This is a genomic window from Stagnihabitans tardus (assembly GCF_009925085.1).
GTDB lineage: Bacteria > Pseudomonadota > Alphaproteobacteria > Rhodobacterales > Rhodobacteraceae > Stagnihabitans > Stagnihabitans tardus.
On sequence record NZ_JAABNR010000002.1, the window covers coordinates 41,680 to 60,404 of the forward strand.

The 18,725-nt window shown below is 67.5% G+C and carries 22 protein-coding genes; 9 read left to right on the plus strand and 13 right to left on the minus strand.

Going from position 1 to position 18,725, the window contains the following annotated elements; genetic code table 11:
* The 4 genes from GV832_RS02015 to GV832_RS02030 are packed head-to-tail and all read right to left on the minus strand — an operon-like array spanning position 1 to position 3,945.
* Complete coding sequence (locus tag GV832_RS02015; protein WP_168773155.1) at positions 1-999, minus strand: 4-hydroxyproline epimerase; 999 nt, start codon at positions 997-999, stop codon at positions 1-3.
* A 1-nt stretch (position 1,000) separates the two neighbouring features.
* Positions 1,001-2,227 carry an NAD(P)/FAD-dependent oxidoreductase gene (locus tag GV832_RS02020; RefSeq protein ID WP_168773156.1) on the minus strand — a complete coding sequence of 409 codons (1,227 nt, stop codon included), beginning with the start codon at positions 2,225-2,227 and terminating at the stop codon, positions 1,001-1,003.
* 1 nt (position 2,228) lies between these two features.
* A complete protein-coding gene (locus GV832_RS02025) occupies positions 2,229-3,188 on the minus strand; it encodes a dihydrodipicolinate synthase family protein (RefSeq protein WP_168773157.1) in 960 nt (319 codons plus the stop codon).
* A gap of 58 nt (positions 3,189-3,246) precedes the next feature.
* Positions 3,247-3,945 carry a GntR family transcriptional regulator gene (locus tag GV832_RS02030; RefSeq protein WP_168773158.1) on the minus strand — a complete coding sequence of 233 codons (699 nt, stop codon included), beginning with the start codon at positions 3,943-3,945 and terminating at the stop codon, positions 3,247-3,249.
* A 190-nt stretch (positions 3,946-4,135) separates the two neighbouring features.
* Between GV832_RS02030 and GV832_RS02035 the strand changes: the two genes are divergently transcribed.
* The 4 genes from GV832_RS02035 to GV832_RS02050 are packed head-to-tail and all read left to right on the plus strand — an operon-like array spanning position 4,136 to position 7,719.
* A complete protein-coding gene (locus GV832_RS02035; protein ID WP_168773159.1) occupies positions 4,136-4,963 on the plus strand; it encodes a class I fructose-bisphosphate aldolase in 828 nt (275 codons plus the stop codon).
* A complete protein-coding gene (locus GV832_RS02040) occupies positions 4,960-6,099 on the plus strand; it encodes a Gfo/Idh/MocA family protein (RefSeq protein WP_168773160.1) in 1,140 nt (379 codons plus the stop codon). The genes GV832_RS02035 and GV832_RS02040 overlap by 4 nt, the downstream gene beginning before the upstream one ends.
* On the plus strand, positions 6,086-6,742 hold the full coding sequence (locus GV832_RS02045; RefSeq protein WP_168773161.1) for a D-lyxose/D-mannose family sugar isomerase: 657 nt from the start codon (positions 6,086-6,088) through the stop codon (positions 6,740-6,742). Before GV832_RS02040 ends, GV832_RS02045 begins: the two co-directional genes overlap by 14 nt.
* Complete coding sequence (locus GV832_RS02050) at positions 6,739-7,719, plus strand: carbohydrate kinase family protein (RefSeq protein WP_354001914.1); 981 nt, start codon at positions 6,739-6,741, stop codon at positions 7,717-7,719. Before GV832_RS02045 ends, GV832_RS02050 begins: the two co-directional genes overlap by 4 nt.
* Before the next feature lie 59 nt (positions 7,720-7,778).
* Here the strand turns inward: GV832_RS02050 and GV832_RS02055 are convergent, their stop codons facing one another.
* The 3 genes from GV832_RS02055 to GV832_RS02065 are packed head-to-tail and all read right to left on the minus strand — an operon-like array spanning position 7,779 to position 9,911.
* Positions 7,779-8,750: a LacI family DNA-binding transcriptional regulator gene (locus GV832_RS02055; RefSeq protein WP_168773163.1), complete on the minus strand. Its 972-nt coding sequence runs from the start codon at positions 8,748-8,750 to the stop codon at positions 7,779-7,781.
* A complete protein-coding gene (locus GV832_RS02060; protein WP_168773164.1) occupies positions 8,751-9,380 on the minus strand; it encodes an NrsF family protein in 630 nt (209 codons plus the stop codon).
* A gap of 3 nt (positions 9,381-9,383) precedes the next feature.
* The gene (locus GV832_RS02065; RefSeq protein ID WP_168773165.1) at positions 9,384-9,911 is read right to left on the minus strand and encodes a sigma-70 family RNA polymerase sigma factor; all 528 of its coding nucleotides are present in this window, start codon (positions 9,909-9,911) and stop codon (positions 9,384-9,386) included.
* Positions 9,912-10,091: 180 nt separating this feature from the next.
* Between GV832_RS02065 and GV832_RS02070 the strand changes: the two genes are divergently transcribed.
* The 5 genes from GV832_RS02070 to GV832_RS02090 all read left to right on the plus strand — a co-directional run bounded on the left by GV832_RS02070 (position 10,092) and on the right by GV832_RS02090 (position 13,231).
* Positions 10,092-10,373: a BufA1 family periplasmic bufferin-type metallophore gene (locus GV832_RS02070; RefSeq protein WP_168773166.1), complete on the plus strand. Its 282-nt coding sequence runs from the start codon at positions 10,092-10,094 to the stop codon at positions 10,371-10,373.
* 88 nt (positions 10,374-10,461) lie between these two features.
* A complete protein-coding gene (gene bufB, locus GV832_RS02075) occupies positions 10,462-11,280 on the plus strand; it encodes an MNIO family bufferin maturase (protein WP_168773167.1) in 819 nt (272 codons plus the stop codon).
* The gene (locus GV832_RS02080; RefSeq protein WP_168773168.1) at positions 11,281-11,988 is read left to right on the plus strand and encodes an HvfC/BufC N-terminal domain-containing protein; all 708 of its coding nucleotides are present in this window, start codon (positions 11,281-11,283) and stop codon (positions 11,986-11,988) included.
* A complete protein-coding gene (locus GV832_RS02085; protein WP_168773169.1) occupies positions 11,985-12,425 on the plus strand; it encodes a DoxX family protein in 441 nt (146 codons plus the stop codon). Before GV832_RS02080 ends, GV832_RS02085 begins: the two co-directional genes overlap by 4 nt.
* A gap of 38 nt (positions 12,426-12,463) precedes the next feature.
* Entirely contained in the window at positions 12,464-13,231 is a 768-nt protein-coding gene (locus GV832_RS02090) for a hormone-sensitive lipase (RefSeq protein WP_168773170.1), read from the plus strand.
* On the opposite strand, the gene GV832_RS02095 is transcribed toward GV832_RS02090, so the two are convergent.
* From GV832_RS02095 to GV832_RS02120, 6 genes are all read right to left on the minus strand, one after another.
* Positions 13,215-14,843: an AMP-binding protein gene (locus GV832_RS02095; RefSeq protein WP_168773171.1), complete on the minus strand. Its 1,629-nt coding sequence runs from the start codon at positions 14,841-14,843 to the stop codon at positions 13,215-13,217. The genes GV832_RS02090 and GV832_RS02095 overlap by 17 nt on opposite strands.
* A gap of 49 nt (positions 14,844-14,892) precedes the next feature.
* A complete protein-coding gene (kynA, locus tag GV832_RS02100; RefSeq protein WP_168773172.1) occupies positions 14,893-15,765 on the minus strand; it encodes a tryptophan 2,3-dioxygenase in 873 nt (290 codons plus the stop codon).
* 180 nt (positions 15,766-15,945) lie between these two features.
* Entirely contained in the window at positions 15,946-16,359 is a 414-nt protein-coding gene (locus GV832_RS02105; RefSeq protein ID WP_168773173.1) for a RidA family protein, read from the minus strand.
* Positions 16,349-16,750: an acyl-CoA thioesterase gene (locus GV832_RS02110; protein WP_168773174.1), complete on the minus strand. Its 402-nt coding sequence runs from the start codon at positions 16,748-16,750 to the stop codon at positions 16,349-16,351. Before GV832_RS02110 ends, GV832_RS02105 begins: the two co-directional genes overlap by 11 nt.
* Positions 16,747-17,865, minus strand: coding sequence for an acyl-CoA dehydrogenase family protein (locus tag GV832_RS02115; protein ID WP_168773175.1), 1,119 nt, complete (start codon positions 17,863-17,865; stop codon positions 16,747-16,749). The genes GV832_RS02110 and GV832_RS02115 overlap by 4 nt, the downstream gene beginning before the upstream one ends.
* Positions 17,866-17,924: 59 nt before the next feature.
* The gene (locus GV832_RS02120; RefSeq protein WP_227754201.1) at positions 17,925-18,722 is read right to left on the minus strand and encodes an enoyl-CoA hydratase family protein; all 798 of its coding nucleotides are present in this window, start codon (positions 18,720-18,722) and stop codon (positions 17,925-17,927) included.
* Positions 18,723-18,725: the final 3 nt, after the last annotated feature.

An 18,725-nucleotide genomic window follows, 5' to 3' on the forward strand; every position in this document is an offset into this window, starting at 1 on the left:
TCAGCGGACGACGAAACCATGGGCAAAGGGGTCGCGGTCGTCGATGAAGATCGTGTTGAGCCCCGTCATCCGCGCCCATCCGGCGATGGAGGGCACGATGGCGGCGCGGTCGGCCACGGTCGTCGCGGCCTCGACCCGGCCCTTGAAGAGGCTGCCGATGATGCTTTCATGGATGAAGTCATCGCCCGGCTTCAGCACGCCCTTGGCCGCCAGCTGCGCCATCCGCGCCGAGGTCCCGGTGCCGCAGGGGCTGCGGTCGATGGCCTTGTCGCCGTAAAACACCGCGTTGCGCGCATGGGCCTGGGGGTCGCGCGCCTTGCCGGTCCAGAGGATATGGCTCAGCCCCTTGATCGCCGGATGCTCGGGATGGGTGAAGTCGTATTTCGCGTTCAGCGCCGCCCGCAGGCGCGGCGACCAGGCGATCAGATCGCCCGCTGTATGGTCGGCAATGTCGCGGAAGGCCTTCTGCGGCTCGACGATGGCATAGAAATTCCCGCCATAGGCCACATCGACCACGACCTCTCCCAGGCCTTCGACCTGGGCGGTCAGACCCTCCGCGTGCAGGAAGGAGGCGACATTGGTCAGCCGCACCTCCTCGACGTAATCGCCGTTCTGGACATAGGCGATATCGACCTTTCCGGCGGGGGCGTCGATGGAAAGCCGCCCCGGGCTGCGCGGCGTGATCAGGCCGTTCTCGATCCCCATGGTGATCGTGCCGATCGTGCCATGGCCGCACATCGGCAGGCAGCCCGAGGTCTCGATGAACAGGACCCCCACGTCGCAATCCTCCCGCGTGGGCGGGTAGAGGATCGAGCCCGACATCATGTCATGGCCGCGCGGTTCGAACATCAGCCCGGTGCGGATCCAGTCGAAGCGGGCCAGGAAATCGGCGCGGCGTTCCAGCATCGTGGCGCCCTCCAGCCGGGGCGCGCCTCCGGCGACCAGGCGCACGGGGTTGCCACAGGTATGGCCGTCGATGCAGGAGAAGGTGTGGCGCATGTCAGAACCTTTGCGGGCTGAAGGGGGAAAGGTCCAGGGGCGGCGCGGCCCCGGTGAGGAGATCGGCCACGACCCGCGCCGTGCCGGGCGATTGCGTCAGGCCAAGGTGGCCATGGCCAAAGGCATAGAGGATATTCCCGGAGGCCCTGGCCCGCCCGATGGCCGGGAGACTATCGGGCAGCGAGGGCCGAAAGCCCATCCACTGCCGTCCACCCTCGGTCTTCAGCCCGGGCAGGAAGCTCTTGGCCTTCTTCAGCATCGCTTCTGACCGCTTGAAGTTCGGCGGCAGTTCGAGCCCGCCAAGCTCGACGGCTCCGCCGACCCTGATGCCGGTCGTCAGGCGAGAGACGACGAAGCCATGGCCGCCGAAAGTGACCTGACAGCGCAGGTCCAGCGCGTCCTCCGGCAGGGTCGTGTTGTAGCCGCGCTCGGTCTCGAGCGGGATCTTCTCGCCCAGGGTCGCGGCGATGCGGTGCGAGAAAGCCCCGGCCGCGACGACGACCTTGTCGGCGGTCATCTCTGCGCCGTCGGTATGGATCGTAACCTTGTCGCCCGGGGTCAGGGCCCGGACCTCGGCGCGCAAGAGCTTGCCGCCGCGCGCCTGGAAAAGCTGGGCCAGGGCCTCGGTGTAGAGCTTGGGGTCGGCGATGGAATACCAGCCCGGGGTAAAGGTGCCATGGGTGAAGCGCGGCGACAGTCCCGGTTGCAGCCCCGCCATCTCCTCGGCCTTCATGTGCTGGAAGGCGATGCCATGCGCCTCGCGCGCAGCCCAGCCCGGGAGAGAGGCGCGGAACTCCGCCTCGCCCTCATAGACCTGCAGGTTGCCGCGTTTGTATAGCATCCCCAGAAGGCCGAGGTCGTCCAGAAAGGGCTCCAGCGTTGCGCGGGACAGGTCCATGAGCCCGGTCTGCGCCTTGGTCGAGGCCGCAACGGCCCTCGGCCTGCAGGCCCGGGCAAAGCGCCAAAGCCAGGGCGCGATCTGCAAGGCATAGGCCGGAGGGATGGTCAGCGGCCCGAGGGGGTCAAACAGCCAGCCCGGCGCTTTCCGCATCAGCCCCGGGGAGGCCAGGGGCAGGATGTCGGTGAAGGCAAAGGCCCCGGCATTGCCGGCCGAGGCCCCCGCCGCCGGGCCTTCGCGGTCGATGACGGTCACGTCGAGGCCCCGCGCCTGCGCCATCAGCGCAGACGACAGGCCCACGACCCCTGCCCCGATGACGGTGACCGTCATCTCAGGCGGCGTATTTCATGGCCACAGGCTGGCGCGACCAATCGGCATACCAGGCGTTGAACAGCGCGAACTGCTTCGCGATGAAGCCAGCCTGGGCGGGCGAGAGCGCATCGCTTTCGTTGAAATGCAGCCGGAAGCTCTCGTCGCCCTGCAGGACAAGCATGTGTTTGAAGAAGAGCACCAGGTCGGGCCCGGCATCGACTTCCGACAGGACCTGCATGGCCTGGTCGAGCTCATAGGCCAGCCGCCGCGCCTCGGCATCGCCCGCCATGGCGGCCTTGCAAAGCGCGGTGAGGTGCAGGACCTCACGGGGCAAGACATTGCCGATCCCGGTGATGGCGCCATCGGCGTTGCAGTTGACATAGCCGTGGTAGACGGCGGTATCGACGCCGATCATCAGCTTGATGTCGTCGGAGCCCGAGGTGATCATCTCGCCCGCATAGGACAGGTCCTTGAAGCCGCCGAACTCCTTGAAGCCCACCAGGTTCGGATGCTCGGCGCGGATCTGGAAGAAGAGGTCCGCCTTGGTCGAATAGCCGTAATAGGGCGAATTGTAGATCACGGCGGGAAGGGAGGGCGCCGCCGCCAGAACCGCCTTGAAATGGGCCTTCTGCGCAGCGGGAACCGTGCCGCGCGAGAGGAGGCGGGGAATGACCATCAGGCCATGGGCGCCGACTTTCTCCGAATGGGCGGCAATCGCTACGGCGGTCGCGGTGTTGACCGCCCCGGTGCCCACGACGACCTTGATGCCCGCCTTCACCAGCCGCTCGACCCCCTCCATCCGCCAGGCGTCGGTCAGAAGCGGCCAATCCCCCATCGAGCCGCAATAGACCACCGCCGACATGCCAAGCGAGACCAGCTCGCGCGCCTTGGCGACCAGGCGGTCGAAGTCGGGCGTCCGGTCGGGTTTGCAGGGCGTCATCAGGGCGGGAATCGTGCCGGAGAAGATATCGGGATTCATGGGAGCCTCCTTGGTTGCGCCCAGCCTATGACTTTGCATTTTATTTGTCGACAGGAAACTACAGGCGGATGTCCTGCCGTCGGTCCCGCGCGATCATGTCGCGGATCTGGTGGACGATCTGATCGGCATGGGCCTTGGCGAGGTGGTCGCAGAGCATAACGTCCCGGGCCTCGATGGCGGAGATCAGGGCCTCGTGTTCGGTGATATAGGGATGCGGCGCCTGCGCCTCGAAGGTCGGGTAGTAATAGAGACGCAGGATGCGGCGGCCATCGTCCAAAAGCCGGGCGAAGAGCTGCAGGTAATAGGGGTTGCGCGCTGTCTCGGCAATGGCGACGTGGAAATCGCGGTTGCGCAGGATCATGGCCTGGGCATCGCCCGAAGCGACCGCCTCAGCAAAGACCGCCTGGCGCGCGCGGATCAGGTCGAGGTCGCCCGGACCATGGAACTCCGCCGCCAGCCGGGTCGTGACGCGGTACATCAGGGTCAAGGCGTCGAAAAAGGCGTTCAGGTTGGCGAAGTCGATCTGGCTGACCACAGAGGAGCGGTTGGGCAGCGTGGTGATCAGCCCCTCGGCCTCGAGCTTGACCAGGGCCTCGCGGATCGGCGTGCGCGACATGGCGAAGCGGTCGGCCAGGGCCACCTCGTCCACCGAAGAGCCCGGCGGCAGGGTCAGGTCCAGGATCTCGTCGCGCAGCGTGTCATAGACCAGGCGGACGCCGGAACCGCGCTTGCGTTCGGGGAGGGGAGTGTCTTGCATGGGGCGGCCTTTTCCTTGGTCTAGGCGTATGACGCCTGCGGGGCAAGTTTTTCGCCCCGGCCGGGGGCCCGTATCACGATATCAGACCTGCGTCATCGGTCAGGGCCGCTGCGCAGGGTGAAAGGAAGGCCGTTGACAGAATCGACGCGGAGGGGTGGAATATGGAAACGTTTCCACATCGAGGTCCCCCATGAAAGCCGCCCGCCTGAACCGCCTTTTCGCGCCCTCGGGCAATTGTTTCGACGTGGCCATCGACCATGGCATGTTCAACGAGGCCTCGTTCCTGGGCGGGATCGAGGATATGCGGAAGTCGATCCATACGGTGGCGGCGGCGGCGCCCGATGCGATCCAGCTGCCGCCGGGGACGGCGAAGATCCTGCAGGCGATCCCGGGCAAGACCCGGCCCGCCTTGGTCCTGCGCACCGATATCGCCAATGTCTATGGCACGCCCTTGCCTTCGGCCTTGTTCTCCGAGGTGATCGACCGCCCGGTCGAACAGGGGCTGGTGCTGGATGCGGCTTGCGTCGTGGTCAACCTTCTGATGCTGCCCGGCCAGCCGGAGGTCTACCGCGCCTGCGTGCGCAACGTGAATGCGCTGAAACGGGAATGCGAGATCATGGGGATGCCGCTGATGGTGGAACCCCTGGTGATGCAGGACAATGCCAAGGGCGGTTACATGGTGGATGGCGATATCACCAAGATCCTGCCGCTGGTGCGCCAGGCGGCGGAGCTGGGCGCCGATATCATCAAGGCCGATCCGTGCTCCAACGTGCAGGAATACCACCGCGTCATCGAGATCGCCCAGGGCCTGCCGGTGCTGGTGCGGGGCGGGGGTCGGGTCTCGGACGCGGAAATCCTGTCGCGGACCTCGGAGCTGATGGCCCAAGGCGCGCGGGGCATCGTCTATGGGCGCAATGTCGTGCAGCATCCGAACCCGGGTGGCATGACGCGGGCGCTCATGGCGATTGTCCATGACGGGGCCTCGCCGGAAGCGGCGCTGCAGATGGTGCAGGCATGAAGGAGATCCGCTTCGGCATCATCGGCTGCGGGCTGATGGGGCGTGAATTCGCCTCGGCCGCCGCGCGCTGGCTGCATCTGACGGGGATGCGCGCCAGGCCCCGCATCGTCTCGGTCTGCGACACCAACCCCGCGCTGATGGCTTTCTTCACCGAGAACCTCGGCCCCATTCAGGCCACGAGTGACTACCGCGCGCTTCTGGCCAACCCGGAGGTGGACGCCGTCTATTGCGCCGTGCCCCATGTGCTGCATGCCGAGATCTATCCGGCGATCCTGGCCGCCGGGAAGCATCTCTTTGGCGAGAAGCCCTTCGGCATGGACGCGGCCCAGAACCGGGCGATCCAGGAGGCCATCGACGCCCATCCGGGGCTGGTGGTCCGCTGCTCCTCGGAAATGCCCTTCTACCCCGGGGCGCAGAAGGTCATCGACTTTGTCCGCAGCGGTGCGGTGGGGGATATCCTCGAGGTCGAAGCCGCTTTCCTGCATTCCTCCGACATCAACCCGATGAAGCCGATCAACTGGAAGCGGATGGAGGCGGTGAACGGGGAATATGGTTGCATGGGTGACCTGGGCATGCATGTGCTGCATGTGCCCCTGCGGTTGGGCTGGCGGCCGGAGACGGTGCAGGCCTCGCTGGTCAAACGGGTGACCCAGCGCCCGGATGGCAAGGGCAACATGGTGCCTTGCGAGACCTGGGACAATGCCACGATCACCGCGAGGGTGCCGCATGACGGCGGGCATTTCCCCATGGTGCTGAAAACCTGGCGGATCGCGCCCGGTGAGGCGAATACCTGGAGCCTGCGGGTTCTGGGCATGAAGGGCTCGGCCTTCTTCACGACGAAAAGCCCCCGTCAGTGGCAGTTCATGCGCTATGACGGGACGCAAGCTTGGCAGACGGAAGACCTCGGCTATACGCCGCTTTTCCCCGGCATAACGGGGGGGATCTTCGAGTTCGGCTTCACCGATGCGATCCAGCAGATGTGGGCGGCCTTCGTCGATGAGCTGGCGGGAGGGGATGCCAAGGGCTTCCCCTGCGCCTCGCCGCGGGAGGCTGCCGATCACCACGCGGTTCTGACGGCAGCCCTGACGGCGGGCCGCGAGAACCGGACGGTCGAGGTGACCTATGCGACGCTCTGAGATCAACGCGGCCTTGCGCGCGGCGCGGGCGCTTTGCGACGCTTACCGCTTCGCCCTGCCCGACTGGGCGGAGTGGAGCCTGGCCGATCACCAGGCCAACCCGGCGCAGTCGCGCTTTCTGGCCGGGCGGCAGATCGGCTGGGATTGCACCGACTTCGGCAGCGGAGACTTCGCGCGGCGGGGCCTGACTCTGCTGTGCCTGCGCAATGGGGTGCAGGGGGATGCGACAGAGCGGCCCTATGCCGAGAAGCTGCTCTTTGTCGGCGAGGACCAGGAGACCCCCTTCCACGCCCATAAGGTCAAGCTCGAAGACATCATCGTGCGCGGTGGCGGCAACCTGATGGTGGAGTTTACCCGCGAGGGCTCTTTCGCCGCTGACACGATGGCCCGGGTCGATGGCGCCGAGGTCGCGGCCTTTGACGGGCCGATAAGGCTGACCGCCGGGGCCTCGATCACCATTCCGCGCGGGCTGCAGCACCGCTTCTGGGGCGAGCGCGGTTATGGGCCGGTCTTCGTGGCGGAAGTGAGCCAGTGCAATGACGACCGGGGGGACAACTTCTTCCTGGAGCCCCTGGGCAGGTTCTCGACCGTCGAGGAGGACGAGGCGCCGCTTTACCCCCTGTGGAACGAGGTTTCGGTGTGAGCAGTCTTAAGGACAAGGCCATCGCCTGCGCGGGCAACTGGATCGTGGATATCGTCCAGACCATCGACACCTGGCCGCAGAAAAGCGACTTGGTCCATATAAGGCACGAGGTCATGGGAGTGGGCGGCGGGGCGGCCAACGTGGTGCTGGACCTCGCGGCCTTTGACGCGGGCCTGCGGCTTTATGCCGTGGGGCTGGTGGGGGGGGACGCCCATGCGGGGCTCTGCCGCAGCGCCTGCGATGCGGCAGGGGTGGATCGGCGCTGGCTGAAGACCAGTGCCACCGCGATGACCGCCCATACCCAGGTGATGAATGTGCCGGGCGACAGCCGGACGTTTTTCTATCACCCCGGCTGCAACGATGCCCTGACCGAAGCCGATATCCCGGTCGAAGAGATGGCCGCAGAAGGGGTGGGGATCTTTTACCTCGGTTACATCAATCTGCTGGGGGCCTTGGACGCGCTGGAAGGGGGCACGACCGGGGCGGCGCGGATTCTCTCCCGGGCAAGGGCTTGCGGGATGGTGACGGTGGTGGACCTCGTCTCTGCCGACACGTCGACCTTTGCGGCCACGGTGATGGCGGCCCTGCCGACTGTGGATTATCTCTTTCTGAACGAAGTGGAGGCGGCGCGGACACTGGGTCGGCCGCCGATCCCGGCCGGGGATCGGGCGGGGCTGGAGGCTGCGGCGCGGGCATTGCAGGCGGCGGGGGCGGGGCGGGTTGTTCTGCACACCGGCCAGGGGGCGCTGTGGTTCGACGGGGCGCCGCTTTGGGCCGAGCCCTGTGCCGTGGCGCCTGGGGATATCGTCAGCCCGGTCGGCGCGGGCGATGCCTTTTGCGCAGGCGCGCTTTACGGGATCCACCAGGGTTGGGATGCGGGGCGCTGCCTGTCGCTGGCGCATCGGGCGGCGGCGGCCTCGTTGAAGGGGGCGACGGCGACGGAGGGGATACCTCCCTTGCGGGTTCTCCTGGGCTGAGGGCGCTTGGGGGCGCTGCCCCCAAACCCCCGGGATATTTGGGCCAGTGTGAAAGGGGCTCAGGTCGTCTCGCGCCGGACCAGGCGCAGGGCGAAGGGGGCGGGCGGGGGGAGGGGCGCTCCGGTCATCAGGCCGATGAGCTGGGCCGTGGCGGCCGCGGCGATCTCTCGCAGGGGTTGAGAGATGGTGGTCAGCGCGGGCAGGACATAGGCCGCCGCCGGAAGGTCGTCGAAGCCGATGACGGCAAGGTCGGCGGGCACCCGGAGCCCGCGTCCGATCGCGGCATGGATGGCACCGATGGCCGCGATATCGGTCGTGCCGATCAGCGCGGTGGGGGAGGTCTCCAGCACGTCCTCGGCCAGGGCGCGGCAGGCGTCGAAGTCATGGACCGGGCCAAGCGCCACGGCAACCGGCGAGTGGCCCGCCTCGGCCAGGCGCTCCAGCGCGCCGGCCAGCCTGGCCTGGATCGGGGCGCTATGGGCGGGGGCTCCGATCACCGCGATGCGGCTGTGGCCCTGGTCGAGGAGATGGCCCGCCATCAGCCGCCCCCCCGCATGGTGATCGGCCCCGACCTTGACCGCCGCGAGCCCCGGCAGGTCGCGGTCCAGCGCCACGACGGGCACTCCGGCCAGACGCCCGTATTGGTCGCCATCCGCCAGGACCGAGGCCGCGATGACGCCGTCCACCCCTTGGGAGAGGAGGGTGGAGATATAGCGCTCTTCGGCCGCAGCGCTTTCATCGGTGCAGCAGATCAGCGCCTGGTAGCCGGCCTGGAACAGGGCCTGTTCGATGACATGGGCCAAGATGGCGAAGAAGGGCACGTCCAGCGCCGGAAGAAGGACGCCTACCATGCGGCTTTCGCCCGACCGCAGGCGCCGCGCGCCCGCGTTGGGCAGGAAGCCCAGTTCGGCGATGGCCTCTTGCACCCGGGCGCGGGAGGCCTCGCTGACATAGCCTGAGCCGTTGATCACCCGGCTGACCGTGGCGGGCGAGGTGCCCGAGCGCCGCGCGATGTCCTTGATGCTGGCCATCTACCAGCGCGCCAGCCGGGGGGCGAGAAGCGCGCCCAGTGCGGCGAGGCCGAGGACCGCCGCGTTATACCAGACCGCGACGAAAAGCGGGGAGTCGTCGGTGCAATGCAGGGCGTATAGCGTGGCCGCGATGCCGCCAGAGGCCAGGCCCGCCAGGGCTCCGGCCCGGGGCAGGTCGGTGGGGGCAGCGCGGCGCAGGAAGCCCAGGAAGACCGCGAGGGGGGCCAGGCCGATCAGCGTGACCAGGGCCAGGCAGGCCCAGTTGTGCTGGCCCATCAGGGCGGGGAACCTTGCCTCGGGCGGCAGGGTCAGTCCCTCGGCCAGGGCGCCCGCCATGAGCGCCAGGGCGACGAGCCAGAGCGCCCGCCCCGCACGACCTCCGGGCCGCGACAGGGCGCGCAAGAGGGGCAGCGCGGTCAGGGCGACCAAAAGCGCCATGCCCATCTTGAAGCCGAAACGCCATTGACCCATGGCCGCGCCCAGATCGGCGCGCGGTGACAGAAGCGCCGCGAAGACCGTGAGCGCCAGGGCAATCCCGAGGCCAAGCGCCAGGGCCCAGCGGGCGCCGAAGCCCGGGCCCCGGGGGGCTGCATCCTCGGCCAATGCCTTGATCAGAGAGCGCGTCTCCATCGCCTAACCCCTTGCAAAATGGCGCGAAATCGCGGCCAGTCCCCGGTGCAGCGCCACCCGCACCGCCGTCTCCGTCATGCCCAGCACGCTGGCGGTTTCCGATATCGTCCGCCCCTCGACCGAGATCGAGGCGACCACCGCCTTCTGCCCCGGCCCCAAAAGCCCCAGGGCCCGGCCGATCTCGCGGTCCGACACCGTCTCGGCCTCGGGCTGCGGCAGGGTCTCGATGAAATCGCCGATGTCGAGCTCGACCCGGCGCCCCTTGCGGCGGAAAGCGTCGATCATCTTGTAACGCGCGATGGCATGGACCCAGGGCAGCACGGGTTGCCCCGCATCCCATGTGTCGCGCTTCAGATGGATGGCCAGCAAAGTCTCTTGCACGATATCCTCGGCCTCGGTCCCGATCTTGCGCCACAATGTCCCGCGCAATCGCCCGGCGACGCGCTCCAGGAAATCGGCATAGGCCCGCTGGTCCCCGGCGATGGCAGCGCGCAGGGAGTGCGACAGGCTTTCTTCCAGGCCGTCCGACATGCAGGCCCTCCTGTAACCCAATACGAGGCGCAGGGGCGATTGTTACATCCCGCCCGCAGAAAAAGCCATGACGGTCACGACCGCGTGACAGCGCTGAAACCGGCGTAACGAAAGGGGCCCGGGCCGCGAAGTGGTTTGCAAGCGACCCACGACGGGCCGCTGATAACCGGAGGATACCAGATGAACCGTTCGATCCTGACCCTGTCGCTTGCCGCTTCCCTGGCCGGGGCCCTTGCCGCCCAGGCCGCTCCGATGACCGAGGACCAGATGATGGGCATGGAGAAGTGCTATGGCATCGCGCTGAAGGGGCAGAACGACTGCGCCGCCGGGGCAGGGACGACCTGCGCGGGGACCTCGACCAAGGATTACGACGCCGCCGCCTGGAAGGCCGTGCCCGCGGGCACCTGCACGACGATGAACGTCGAGGGCCACATGGGCATGCTGGAGCCGATGAAGAGCTGAGGCCCTGGGGAGGCCCTGCCCCGGGCCTCCCCCCTTCGCGCCGCAGAGGCTGCCCCGCCTCGACCCTTCCGACAAAGCCGGAGAGATCATGTCCCTGCCCCCCGCCATCGGCCTTGGCCTGAAGCCCGCCCATTACGAGGTCATCCTCGAGACCCGCCCCGACCTTGGTTTCTTCGAAATCCATGCCGAGAACTATATGGGCGCGGGCGGTCCGCCCCATGCCTGGCTGGAACGGATCGCCGCGCTTTATCCCCTGTCGCTGCATGGCGTCGGCCTCTCGATCGGGGGGGAGAGCCTGGACCCGGCGCATCTGGCCCGGCTGCGGCGGCTCGTCGACCGCTACAAGCCGGCGGAGTTCTCGGAACACTTGGCCTGGTCCAGCCATGGCGTCTTCTTCAACGACCTTCTGCCCTTGCCCTATACCGAGGCGACGCTTGCCCGTATCTGCAGCCATATCGACCAGGTGCAGGACGCCCTGGGGCGGCGGATGCTGCTGGAGAACCCCTCGACCTATGTGACCTTTGCGGAAAGCCGCATCGAAGAGACCGATTTCCTGCGCGAGATCGTCAGGCGGACGGGCTGCGGGCTGCTTCTGGATGTCAACAACGTCATGGTGTCCTGCACCAACCAGGAGATCGACCCTTGGGCCTATCTCGACCGCTTCCCGATGGAGGCGGTGGGGGAGCTGCATATGGCCGGCCATGACGAGGATGACGGCGTGCTGATCGACGCCCATGCCAGCCCGGCCACCCCCGGCGTGCTGGCGCTTTATGACCGGGTGCTGGCGCAGACCGGCCCCATGGCCACGCTGATCGAATGGGACAATGACGTGCCTGATTTCCCGACCCTGATGGCCGAGGCCGCGCGGGTGGCGCGTCACCTCGGCGCCCACGCGGAGGCGGCCTGAATGGATCACGCCTCTTTCGCGGCGGGGCTTCTGGGCGGCGCGGCGCCTGTGGGGATCTCTGACCCCGCGCGCTTTGCGATCTACCGCAACAATGTCCATGTTGGCCTTTTGGCCGCCCTCTCCGCGCGCTTTCCGGTGACCGAGGCAGTGCTGGGGCCCGCCTTCTTCCGCGAGGCCGCCCGGGCGTTTCTGCGGCAAAGCCCGCCCCTGACCCCGGTGCTCGCCGATTGGGGCGAGGACTTCCCGGACCACCTCTCCCACCTGGCCGAGGTGCCCGCCTATGTCCCAGACCTCGCCCGCCTGGAGGCCGCCTGGACCCGCGCCTATCACGCCGCCGATGCGGCGCCCCTGACGCTGGAGGGCCTCGCCAGCCTCGACCTCGACCGGGGGATGGCGCTGCATCCGGCGGCGCAGGTCCTGGCCTCGGCCTGGCCCGTGGGGCGCATCTGGGCGGCGCATCAGGGCAACACGGCGCAAGAACGGTTCAGCGGAGCCGATGCGGTGCTGGTGACGCGGCCTGCGCTTGCAGTCGGCGTCCATATCCTGCCGCCTGCCGACCTCGCCTTCCTGGCCGCGCTGCAAAGGGGGCAATCGCTGGCCGATGCCGTCCCCGATGACCCCGGTTTCGACTTCGGCCGCGCGCTGATCGGACTGACCGCGCTGGGCGCTTTTGCCCAGGGCCCGCACCTTCAAGGAGACCCAAGATGATGACCCGCGCCGCCCCCGTGCTGGAGCCCCTCGTGCCCCTCGGCCTGCGCCTGGCCCTGGCCTTCCCCTTCTTCTTCTCCGGCCTGACGAAATGGGACGGTTTCCTGACCCTCTCCGGCGGAGCGCGGTTCCTTTTTGCCTCGGAGTTCCGCCTGCATATCCTGGGGACGGAATATCCCTATCCCTTCCCGATCCTCGCCGCCCATGCGGCAGGGGTGGCCGAGATCCTGCTGCCCGTGCTCCTCGTCCTCGGCCTCGGGACGCGTCTGGCGGCGCTCGGGATCCTTGCCATGACGGCGGTGATCCAGTTGACCGTGCCGGAGGGTTGGGCCAATTTCCACCTGCCCTGGGCGGCCATGGCCCTGGCGCTGGTCCACTTGGGCGCGGGGCCTCTCAGCCTGGACCGGCTGCGCGCGGGCCTTGCGCGCACCGCATAAAGCGTCACCTTGGACGCGTTCAGCCCAAGGGAGCCAGGATGTCAGACCGCGATTCGCTCGATCGGGCCTATGCAAATTCCGCCCATATCCCCGGTGGCGCGGACTATCCCGCCCGCTGGGACCGCGAGGCCCGCGCCTTCCGCGCCACGGCTCGAAGCGAGCTTGGCCTGGCCTATGGCAGCGGCGAAGGTCAGGCTCTGGACCTCTTCCTGCCCGCACAGGCGCCCCGGGGCCTGGTCGTCTTTATCCATGGCGGCTACTGGATCGAGGGCGGGCGGGAGTATTGGTCGCACCTTGCGGCGGGAGCGGTCGCGCGGGGCTGGGCCATGGCGCTGCCCTCCTACACGCTCGCACCCAAGGCCCGGATCGCCCAGATGACGGCAGAGGTCGCGCAGGCCGTGGCCACCGCCCGGGCGCGCGTGCCTGGCCCGGTCGTCGTCACGGGCCATTCCGCCGGAGGCCACCTGGCCGCGCGGATGGCCTGCCTTTCGGCGCTGGAGCGTGTGGTCCCGATCTCTCCGCTGGCCGATCTTGGCCCCATCGCCGGGACCTCGATGAACGACCTTCTGCATCTGGACGCCGCCGAGATCGCCGCCGAGAGCCCCTGCCTGTCACGCCCCCTGGCCCCCGCCCACGTCTGGGTCGGCGCCCAAGAGCGGCCTGCCTTCCTCTGGCAGGCGCGGCTTCTGTCCGAGGCCTGGGCCTGCCCCTGGACGCCCGAGCCCGGGCGCCACCATTTCGACATCGTCGAGGGGCTTTGCGATCCCGCATCGCCCCTGATGCAGACCCTTATCCCCGCAGCTTGAAGCGCTGGATCTTGCCGGTCTGGGTCTTGGGCAGGGCCCGGACAAAGACCACGCGGCGGGGGTATTTATAAGGCGCGATGGTCATTTTCACATGGTCTTGCAAGAGCTTGACCATCAGCGCATCGGGCTCGCGACCCTCGGCCAGCACGACATGGGCCTCGACGATCATGCCGCGCTCCTCGTCGGGCGCGCCGATCACCGCACATTCCACCACATCGGGATGCGACAAAAGCGCGGCCTCGACCTCCGGCCCCGCGATGTTATAGCCCGCGCTGATGATCATGTCGTCGGACCGCGCGGCGAAGTGGAAGCGGCCCTCTTCGTCCTGCCAGAAGCTGTCGCCCGTCAGGTTCCAGCCGTCACGCACATATTTCCCCTGCCGGTCGTCGGCCAGGTAACGGCAGCCCGTCGGGCCCCGCACCGCCAGCCGCCCGACCTCGCCGCGCGGCAGCTCGGCCATGTCCTCCCCAACGATCCGCGCCTCATAGCCGGTCACGGGGCGCCCGGTGCAGGCGGGGCGGTGGTCGTCGAAGCGGTTGGTCAGGAAGATATGCAGCATCTCTGTCGCGCCGATCCCGTCAAGCATCGGTTTCCCCGTCTTCGCCATCCATTCCTCGTAGACCGGCGCCGGGAGGGTCTCACCGGCCGAGACCGCCGCGCGGAGCGAGCTCAGGTCCGCCCCCTCCTCCATCGCCTTCATCATGGCGCGGTAGGCGGTGGGCGCGGTGAAGCAGACCGTGGCGCGGTGCTCCTGGATGAGCGAGATCATGTTGGCGGGCGAGGCCTGTTCCAGCAAAGCCGCCGCCGCCCCGAAGCGCAGGGGGAAGACGGCCAGCCCGCCGAGGCCGAAGGTGAAGGCCAAAGGCGGCGAGCCCACGAAGACATCCTCGGGCGTCACCCCCAGAACCTCGCGCGCATAGCCATCCGCGATGATGAGAAGGTCGCGGTGAAAGGCCAGCGCGCCCTTGGGCGTGCCGGTCGTGCCAGAGGTGAACCCGATCAGGGCCACATCGTCGCGGCCGGTCTGCACCGCCTGAAACCGCACTGACTTCTTCAGGGCCGCCCGGTCGAGTTCCGCGTCGTGGTTGGCCGTGCCGTCAAAGCCCACCACGGTCTTGAGAAAGGCCGAGTGCTTGGCGCAGGTGACGAGTTCCTCCATCAGACGCGTGTCGCAAAGCGCAAAAGCGATCTCGGCCTTGTCGACGATCGCCGCAAGCTCTCCGGCCCGCAGCATAGGCATGGTGTTGACCACCACCGCCCCCGCCTTGGTGGCGGCCAGCCAAGCCGCCACCATGGCCGGGTTGTTGGCCGACCGGATCAGCACGCGGTTGCCGGGCTTGATGCCGTAATCCTCGACCAGCACATGCGCCAGGCGGTTGGTCCAATCCGCCAGCTCCTTGTAGGTCCGCATCCGCCCATTGCCGATCAGGGCGGTATGGTCGCCGAAGCCCTTCTCGACCATGCGGTCGGTGAGTTCGACGGCGGCGTTCATATACTCCGGGTAGTCGAAGCCCTGAAGCGGGATCTCCGGCCATTGGTCGGCAGGCGGCAGGCGGTCGCGGGTGAAAGTGTCGGTGTGACCTGATGGTCCGAGTCCGGGAAAATCGGGCATGGGGGTTCCTCCTGTTGGGGATGCCGGGGGGTCATCGCCCCCCGGTCGTTCAAAGAATGGTGCGCACGCGCCAAAGCTCGGGGAAGAGCTCGACCTCGAGCATCCGGCGGAGATAGCTGATCCCCGCCGTCCCCCCGGTGCCGCGCTTGAAGCCGATGACGCGTTCGACCGTCGTGACGTGGTTGAAGCGCCAGCGGCGGAAATAGTCCTCGAAGTCGACCAGCTTTTCGGCCAGCTCATAGGCCTCCCAATGCGCCGAGGGGTCGCGGTAGACCTGCGCCCAGGCCTCTGTCACCCCCTCGTTCACCGTCCAGGGCTCGGAGACATCGCGGGTCAGGACCTCCGGGGGCACCGGCAATCCGAGCCGGGCCAGGCGCCGCAGCGCCTCGTCGTAAAGCGAGGGTCGCGCCAGTTCCGCCGTGAGCCGTTCCATCAGGTCGGGCCGGTGTTCATGCGGCCGCAGCATGGCCTTGTTGCGGTTGCCGACCGCATATTCGATCAGCCGGTATTGCCAGGACTGAAAGCCGGAACTTTGCCCGAGGTCATCGCGGAAGGCGGTGTATTCCGAGGGCGTCATGGTGCGCAGAACGTCCCAGGCGGAATTGAGCTGTTCGAAGATCCGCGCCACCCGGGCCAGCATTTTGCTGGCCTCGGCCGTATGGTCGCCCGCAATCGCCTGACGCGCCGCCGACAGCTCATAAAGCGCCAGCTTCATCCACAGCTCCGATGTCTGGTGCTGGATGATGAAGAGCATCTCGTCATGGGCCGTGCTCAGCGGGTGCTGGGCCGAGAGGATCGCATCGATGCCCAGGTAATCGCCATAGGACATGCGCGCCTTGAAATCCATCTGCGCGCCCTCTTTCGAAGGGTCATAGGCCTTGCCGGGATCATGGGCCGGGCACCCCGTGGTCTTGTCTGTCATGATCGTGCTTTCTCTGAAAGGGGAAGGGTTTCAGGAAAGCGCGCCCTTTTGACTGAGCACCGAGGCCATGCCGATCTTGCGCCAATCGGCGATCCAGCCCGAGGGGCGGCAGTCACTGGGCAGGGTCGTCAGCGTCATGTGACCTCGCTTTTGCGCAGGATACCCCGTCCGGGGAAGATTTCAAACCGGGATGACGGCAGTGGCCTCGATCTCGACCTTGGCGCGGTCTTCGACCAGCGCCACGACCTGCACCAGGGCCATGGCGGGGAAATGCTTGCCGATGGTGGCACGATAGGCGCGGCCAAGCTCTTTCAGCGACCCAAGGTATTCCTTCTTGTCCGTCACATACCAGGTCAGCCGCACCAGATGTTCCGGCTTGGCCCCCGCACAGGCCAGGACCTCGACGATCGACCGCAGGGCCTGTTCGACCTGGCCGACGAAATCGTCGGTCTCGAAGACCTGGTCCGCGTTCCAGCCGATGATCCCGCCGGTAAAGACCATGCGACCAGAGGCCGCCACGCCGTTCGAATAGCCCAGGGCCGGTTTCCAGTGCGCGGGATGAAGGAACTCCAGTCTTGCGGCGTCAGGTTGCATCGGGGGTCTCCAGGTGGGCGGCCAAGGCGGCGCGCAGGGGGGCGGTCCAGGGCGCGGGTTTCAGGTTGGGCGCGTAGACAAGCGTCAGACGGATGGTCAGCCGACCCGGAACCTCGGCGCGGAAGGTCACCGAGGAGCCGCCGATGCGCTCGACCACCAGAACCCAGGTCAAAAGCTCGCCCAGCCGCGAGGGCGCCTTGAACTCCGCCTCCAGGCGCACGGTCGGCACCCCGGTGTTCTCGGCCATCATCGCCTCGTAAGGCAGGCCCAGCTCGTCGCGGAAGAAGTTCTCGCACAGCGAGTTGGTCATCTCGAAGTAACGCGGGTAAAAGACGATCCCCGCCGGATCGCAGTGGTTGAACTCGACGCGGATCTGACGGCGATAGGTCATAGGCTCCTCGCAATGACGATGCGCTGCACGTCCGAGGCGCCCTCATAGATGCGCAGCGCCCGGATTTCGCGGTAAAGACCCTCGACGACGGAGCCATGGCGCACGCCCTCGCCGCCATGAAGCTGAACGGCCATGTCGATGACCTCCTGGGCCGCTTCGGTGGCGTAAAGCTTGGCCATGGCGGCCTCGCGGGTGACCCGCGCCGCGCCCTGATCCTTGACCCATGCCGCGCGGTAGACGAGCAGGGCCGCGGCATCCACTTTAAGCGCCATATCCGCCATGTGCCCCTGGACCATCTGCATCTCGGCCAAGGCCAGGCCCTGGATCTTCCGCGACCGGACACGGTGCAAGGTCTCGTCCAGCGCCCGCCGCGCCATGCCCAGGGCCGCCGCCCCAACGGTCGACCGGAAGACATCCAGCACCGACATGGCGATCTTGAACCCCGCCCCCGCCTCGCCGATCAGCGCATCTTCTGGAAGCGTCACCCCCTCCAGCGCCAAAGTCGCCAGGGGATGCGGCGCGATGACCTCCTGCCGCTCCACGACCCGCAGTCCCGCCACATCGGCAGGCATCAGAAAGGCCGAGAGCCCACGCGCCCCCGGCGCCTCGCCGGTCCGGGCAAAAATCACATAGACATCGGCGATCCCGCCGTTCGAGATCCAGGTCTTGACCCCATCGAGCCTCCAGCCCCCCGGCACCCGGACCGCCGTGGTCGAGGTCGCGGCCACATCCGACCCCGAGCCCGGCTCGGTCAAAGCAAAGGCCGAGATCGCCTCTCCGGAGGTCGTCTTCCCCAGCCATTCCCGCTGCGACGCCGTCCCGAACAGCGAAACCGCCCCCATCCCAAGCCCCTGCATGGCAAAGGCGAAATCGGCCAGCGCATCGTGCCGCGCCAGGGTCTCGCGGATCAGGCAGAGCGTCCGCACATCCAGGCTCCCGCCCGAATGTCTGAGCCAGCCCCCCGCGCCCAAGGCCGCCACCAGACCCCGGCACGCCGCATCGACATCGCCATGATCCACCGGCAGATGAGCGCCACACCAGTCCTCCAGCGCCGCCGCCATCTCCCGATGCCGCGCCTCGAAGAAGGGCCAATCCAGGTAAGTTCGATCGCTCATCGTTTCATCTTTTCATAAATATCCCACGGGGGTCCGGGGGTGTGAAACCCCCGGGCAGCTCAGTCGCCCGCGAAAACCGGAGTCTCCTTGGCGACAAAGGCGTGATAGGCCCGCTCGAAATCCTTGGTCTGCATGCAGATCGCCTGGGCCTGGGCCTCGGCCTCGATGGCCTGTTCCAGCCCCATGTTCCATTCCTGGTTCAACTGGGTCTTGGTGATGCCATGGGCAAAGACCGGGCCGGAGGCCAGTTGAGCGGCCAGCGCCAAGGCCGCGGCCTCGGCATCCTCGGTGACCGAGTTCCAGAAGCCCCATCTTTCGCCCTCTTCGGCCCGCATCACCCGGCCGGTATACAGAAGCTCCGCCGCCCGCCCCTGGCCCACGATCCTGGGCAGCATGGCGCAGGCCCCCATGTCGCAGCCCGCGAGCCCCACACGGGTAAACAGGAAGGCGCATTTGGCCGAAGGTGCCGCCACCCGCAGGTCCGACGCCATGGCCATGATCGCCCCCGCCCCCACGCAAATCCCCTCGACCGAGGCCACGATGGGCTTGCCACAGCCGATCATCGCCTTGACGAGATCCCCGGTCATCCGGGTAAAGGCCAGAAGCTCCTTCATCTCCATGCCGACCAGCGGCCCGATGATGTCATGCACATCCCCGCCCGAGCAGAAATTCCCGCCGTTCGAGGCCAGGACCACCACATCGACATCCGTCGCATAGACCAGGTTGCGGAAGGTGTCGCGCAACTCGGCGTAGCTTTCGAAGGTCAGGGGGTTCTTGCGTTCCGGCCGGTTCAGGCGGATCACCGCGACCCTTCCCTTCATCTCCCACAGGAAATGCTGCGGTTTCAGTCCTGCCATTTC